Genomic DNA, 5,529 nt, shown 5'->3' on the forward strand with positions numbered 1-5,529 from the left:
GACAGCACCTCGCGCGTGAACCTGTGGTCATGGCTGCGGGTTCTCACCGTTTCGATCCGGCAATGGCGGCGGGCGTGCACGACGTTCGGCGGGGCGACATAGCTGCTGCCGTCGTTGCCGTAGGCTGGGCCGTAACCGGGCCCGTCATCAAGATAGGAGCCGCCCCAATAGGAGCCGTAGACCGGGGCTTGGTTGTAGCTGTCGTAAAAATCGCCGAAGGGGCCGTAGTCGAAATAACTGCCGCCGAGGAATACGTTGCCAGCATTCGCCGGCGCGGCAATGGCAACTGCCGAGGCGAGGGCGATTACCGAGGCAAACAGGAACTTTTTCATGGTAACCTCCTGAAGGTTCACCCATGATAACGTGCGGCACGCCGAAAAATTGCGCCGCCACGCACAATCAGCAACATTTGAAGGCTTCGTGAGCGCTCGAAGCGGTCCGCGCACATGCCGCACGATAGCGCGGAGCGAGCGAAAGCCGTTCCGCGCTATCCGACCTGGACGACTTAGTAGCCGCCGTAGCCGTTACCGCACACGCGCACTTCCTCTACCACGCGGTGGTGGTGGCGCCAGTGGCTCACCAGTTCGGTGCGGCAATGATGCCGGTGATGATAGCGCACCACGTAGTCGCCATTGTCGTAGTCGTCATTGTAGACATGGCGATAATAGCGGTGAGGATAGTATCCGCCATAGTCGTTGTAATAGCCGTCATCATAGCCCGGACCGACGCCGATACCGAGTTGCACGCTGGCCGCGCTGGCCGGCGCGATCGCGAACGCCGAGGCGATGGCGATCATCGAAGCAAGCAGAAGCTTTTTCATCGCTGCCTCCTTGAGGTTCAAGAACGCCCCTTCGACAAAACAACGGTTTCGGGCAATTCGTGTTCCCGAAAACCGTCAGGTTGCCACCCTTGGACAAGGCACAAGCCAGGGCGCCCGGCATCTGATCTGGCGCTCTGCTCGTTCTCCGTAAGGCGATGGCCCCGAATATTTATTAGTGCATCTGCAACCGACCAGCTCTCTGCGCGTTGCACGCCGGCGAAATATCTCTGATCATTGCCAGGCAGCAGGGAGGCTCGATGGTGGCGGCCAGTCGTCGGAATGGGATATCGGAGCCGCGGCTGGCGAGCTTGCTCGCCGCTTCCAGGGGGCATCCGCGCACGGCGCTGCCGACCGTCGCGAGCGTCGTCACCGCGGTCGCCGCGCTCTATTTCGGGCGCGAGGTGTTCCTGCCGATCGCCGTTGCGCTGCTCCTGACCTTCGCCATCGCCCCCGTCGTGTCCTGGCTGAAGCGCCTCGGCATCCCGCGCATCGCGGCGGTCATCGCCAGCGTCGCCGGCGCATTTGCCGCGCTGTCGCTGTTTTCCTTCGTCGTCGCCACTCAGGTCAGTGATCTCGCGCAGAACATCCCCGTCTATCAGATAAACATCCTGACCAAGGTTCGCGCGCTCAAGGAAAACGGCCTCGGCGGCGGCATCATCTCGCGCCTCAGTGGCGTCATCGAGCGGGTCGGCCAGGAGATCGACCGCCAGGAACCGCAATTGCCTTCGGCCGCCGAGGCGCCGAAGCGCGATCCGATCCCGGTCGAGGTCGTTTCGCATGAAAAGCCGCTCGAAGTGTTGCAGAACCTGGTCGGCCCGCTGATCAGCCCGCTCAGTTCCGCCGGCCTCGTCATCATCGTCGTCATCTTCATGCTGATGGAGCGCGAGGACCTGCGCGACCGCTTCATCCGGCTAGTCGGCTATGGCGATCTCCACCGCACCACGCAGGCGCTCCAGGATGCCGGCAAACGCGTCGGCCAGTATCTGCTAATGCAGTTGGTGGTGAACGCCATCTATGCCGTGCCCATCACCATAGGGCTCTGGGTGCTGGGCATCCCCAACGCGCTGCTCTGGGGCCTCCTGGCGCTGGCGCTGCGCTTTGTCCCCTATATCGGGCCGATCGTCGGCGCGCTGCTGCCGCTGTTCCTCGCTTTGGCGGTGGCGCCGGGCTGGTCGCTGCTCTTGTGGACCGCCGCGCTGTTCGTCGTCGTGGAGCTCATCACCGGCAATGTCATCGAACCTTGGCTCTATGGCTCGCATACCGGGCTCTCGCCTTTGGCCATCATCGTGGCGGCGATCTTCTGGACCTGGCTGTGGGGGCCGATTGGCCTGGTGCTTTCGACGCCGCTCACAGTCTGCCTGGTGGTGCTCGGTCGACACGTGCCGCAATTCGAATTCCTCGATGTGCTGTTCGGCAACGAGCCGGTGTTGGAGCCACATGCAAGGCTCTACCAGCGGCTGCTGGCCGGCGATCCGGAAGAGGCTACCGACCACGCCGAGGAGATGCTGGAAGACAAGTATCTGTTCGAATTCTACAGCAAGGTGGCGATCCCGGCCCTGCTGCTTGGCGAGCAGGACCGCGAGCGCGGCGTCATGGATGCGGAGCAGCGCAGGCAGGTCGCCGACAGTGCTATGACGCTCGTCGCCAACCTTGACGACAGCGCCCAGCAGGAAGCCGAGGAGGAAGAGGATCAGGAGGCCGCCAAGGCGGAGGAAGGCAAAGCTTCCGAAAAGACCGCTGTCGAAAAGAAGCCGGACGACAAGTCCGGCGAAGCCGACGAGGAGGAAGTCGACCTGCCGGACGGTTCAGGCATTGCCGTGCTTTGCGCCGGCGGCCGCGGCGAGCTCGACGATGCCGCCGCCGCCATGCTGGCGCAGGTGCTCGAGGTGCAGGGCGCTGAAGCGAGGCGCGCAAGCTTCGCCGACCTCGAAGCTTCGGCGATGCGCCATCTTGATCTCGCGGCCGTCGACTGCGTCGTCATCGGCTTCCTCAACCGTCAGTCCACCCAGCACGCCCGCTTCATGGTGCGCAGGTTGAAGCGTATCAAGCCGAAGCTGCGCGTCGGCATCGTGCTCTGGTCGGAGGTCGGCAATGACGACGCCGAGGGGGCGGCAGAGCTCGCCGCCACCATGAACGCGGACTTCGCCGCCTTCGGCATGGTCGAGGCGGTGACTGGGGCGCTGTCCAAAAGGGCCGCCGTCACGCTGAAACCAGCCCACCGCCGCCGTCAGCCGGCGCGCCGAAAGCAATTGCAAGCCGCGGAGTGAAGGCGGGGGCGCCAGCCAGTCGGCATGACGGTGCAGAAGAAAACTCGCCAGGCAACCCGTCGCCACTTTGCATGCCATTGTCGCATCGTCACGTGCAGCCGCTGCCGCCATCGGCTATGCCGTCGTCAGCCAATTCCAGCGAACCCAGGAGCATGCGATGACCAGACCCACCATTCTCAAATTCGGCCCCATCGAACATGCCGATGCCGGCGACCTGCCTGGTTGGGTCGTGGTCGAGGGTTCCCCCACCATGCAGACTGCCGTCCAGCACACCACCGAGGACGGCAAGGTGATGTCCGGCACCTGGCGCGCCTCGCCCGGCACCTACCACGCCACCTACACCGACTATGAATTCGTCCACATGATCGCCGGCCGCATCATCATCACGCCCGACGGCGGTGAGCCGGTCGAGGTCGGCCCCGGCGATGCTTTCGTGGTCGAGGCTGACTTCAAGGGCACCTGGAAAATCCTCGAGCCGGTGACCAAGCATTTCGTCGTTGTGGTGGGGTGAAGGCGCGGCGCCCTTATCTCCCCCACAAGGGAGGAGACAGGAGGCACCCTACCGTCCCACCTTCGAAATCACCCTCTTCTCCATCTCCGGCTCCAGCGATTCCGCGAAGGGCGTCGCCATATGGTGCTGGTCGCGGAAGGCGAGCTTGCCGTCGATGAAGACGTGGCAAATGGTGGCGCTGCAGAAGCGGTCGGTAAGGTCGACGTAAGCCGCGTTGGGGATGCTGTCGACGATGTCGCGCTCCACCGCCGCCATGGTATCGTTGGCGGCATAGGCCCGCGTCTGGTCGCAGCGCGAGGGCGTTTCGTTCCGCCAAAGCGCCCGCGCCACGCAGGTGTCGACATTGGCGTTGTTGAACGGCACGTCGCGGATGAAGGCGACTTTGAGGCCGGCCTGGCTCAGGCTGGTGAGCGTCGAGCACAGGCCGGCCCGCCAGTCGGCGTCCTGGCTGTCCGTATCGCCTCCGCGGCCCGCCATCTTGCGCCCGCTGGTCAGCGCCAACTCCGAGATGACCACCAGCGCAGGTTTCGCCTGGATGATCTCGGCGATCGCCTGTTCGCGCCAGCGGTCGCATTCCGCATAAGGGCGCTTGAGCTCGGACGACCAGACGCTGATGCGCGAGGCGCGGCAGGAATTCTTCAGCCAGGTCACCACCCGGTAGCCGTTCTTGCGGCCCGCTTCGATCAGCGGCGTCGACCAATGGTCTGCGTGGGAGTCGCCGAAGAGCGCGATGACACGATGACCATCGCCGAATACGCAAGGCCTCGGCGTCACCGTCTCGTAGTCCTGCACGCAGCCGGCTTTGGCGCGGGCCGTGGAAGGTTCGGCGGCGCTCGCGGCGATGATGCGCTGTTCCGCATCGAGGTTGTGCACGGCGAGCCTCGCATTGCCATAGGCGGCTGCGACGCCGGTGCCGGTCAGGAGGAGGGCCGGCACCAGCGCCCGCGCCGCATTGGCCATCAGCCAGCCGTTGCGACGGATAGGATTCTCGATGAGGTGGTAGCTGATGGCAGCGAGCGCCAGCGTCAGCGCAAGACAGGAGAGCCGCTCGGCGGGCGTCAGTTCCGGCACCAGCATGCCGGCATAGACGATGACCGGCCAATGCCAGAGATAGAGCGAATAGGAGAGCCTGCCGATCCACTGCAAAGGTGGCAGCGCCAGGGCGGCTTTCACCCAATTCCGCCCGGAATTGTGTGAATGAGGAGTGCCGTCCCTGGCGCCGGCCGCTCCCGCCTTGAGCAGAAGGACTGTGCCGGCCACCGGCAGAAGCGCCAGAAAGCCGGGGAAGGGAGCGTCCTCGCTGAAGGTGAGATAAGCGACCCCGATCATCGTCAGGCCGGCCAGGCTTAACGCCCGCCCCAGCAGCGGGCGCTCCTGCAATAGCCGCGCCGGCACCATCGATGCGAGGCCGCCGGCGGCAAATTCCCATGCTCGCAGCGGCGAAAAGTAGAAGGCCCAGGGCCGCGAGACGCTCGTCAGCCAGGCGCAGAGGATGAAGGAAACGAGGCCAACAATGCCGATGGCAACAATGATGGCGCGCTTGCCTGGTTTCATCCACGCGGCCAGCATCAGCAGCGCCGGCCAGGCAAGATAGAACTGCTCCTCGACCGACAGCGACCAGTAGTGGATGAACGGGTTGCTCGTGGCGTCATTGGCGAAATAGTCGAACGACCAGCGGATCAGCCACAGATTGATCATATAGGCCGAGGCGAACATCGCGCCCTTGGAATAGAGCGCCTGCTCCTCCGGCGACAGGATGATCGCGCCCGCGGCAAGCGTTGCGGCGATGACGAAAAGTGCCGCCGGCAACAGGCGCCGCGCGCGCCGGGCATAGAAACGCAACAGATCAAGTCGGCCGGTGTCGGAGATCTCGGCGACCAGATGGCGGGTGATCAGATAACCCGAGATGACGAAGAAGATGTCGACTCCGG

At 64.4% G+C, this 5,529-nt stretch carries 5 protein-coding genes; 2 read left to right on the forward strand and 3 right to left on the reverse strand.

The window, feature by feature from the left end; translation table 11 throughout:
* Positions 1-332 (reverse strand): hypothetical protein (locus tag EOD07_RS20570; protein ID WP_127236768.1); only part of this gene is annotated, 332 nt, incomplete at its 3' end.
* Between the two features lie 173 nt (positions 333-505).
* Positions 506-820, reverse strand: coding sequence for a hypothetical protein (locus tag EOD07_RS20575; protein WP_041010736.1), 315 nt, complete (start codon positions 818-820; stop codon positions 506-508).
* A gap of 260 nt (positions 821-1,080) precedes the next feature.
* On the opposite strand from EOD07_RS20575, the gene EOD07_RS20580 reads away from it, so the two are divergent.
* Positions 1,081-3,087 (forward strand): AI-2E family transporter, encoded by a 2,007-nt coding sequence (locus tag EOD07_RS20580; protein WP_245470347.1) that lies wholly within the window; start codon positions 1,081-1,083, stop codon positions 3,085-3,087.
* Between the two features lie 157 nt (positions 3,088-3,244).
* Complete coding sequence (locus tag EOD07_RS20585; protein ID WP_127236770.1) at positions 3,245-3,598, forward strand: cupin domain-containing protein; 354 nt, start codon at positions 3,245-3,247, stop codon at positions 3,596-3,598.
* A 48-nt stretch (positions 3,599-3,646) separates the two neighbouring features.
* Here the strand turns inward: EOD07_RS20585 and EOD07_RS20590 are convergent.
* The coding region (locus EOD07_RS20590) for an acyltransferase family protein (protein ID WP_164772386.1) at positions 3,647-5,529 on the reverse strand (1,883 nt) is incomplete at its 5' end.

Source organism: Mesorhizobium sp. M2C.T.Ca.TU.002.02.1.1 (assembly GCF_003997225.1).

Coding starts and splice junctions, on each gene's coding strand:
- EOD07_RS20575 (WP_041010736.1), bottom strand. CDS start 820: ATGAAAAAGCTTCTGCTTGCTTCGATGATCGCCATCGCCTCGGCGTTC.
- EOD07_RS20585 (WP_127236770.1), top strand. CDS start 3,245: ATGACCAGACCCACCATTCTCAAATTCGGCCCCATCGAACATGCCGAT.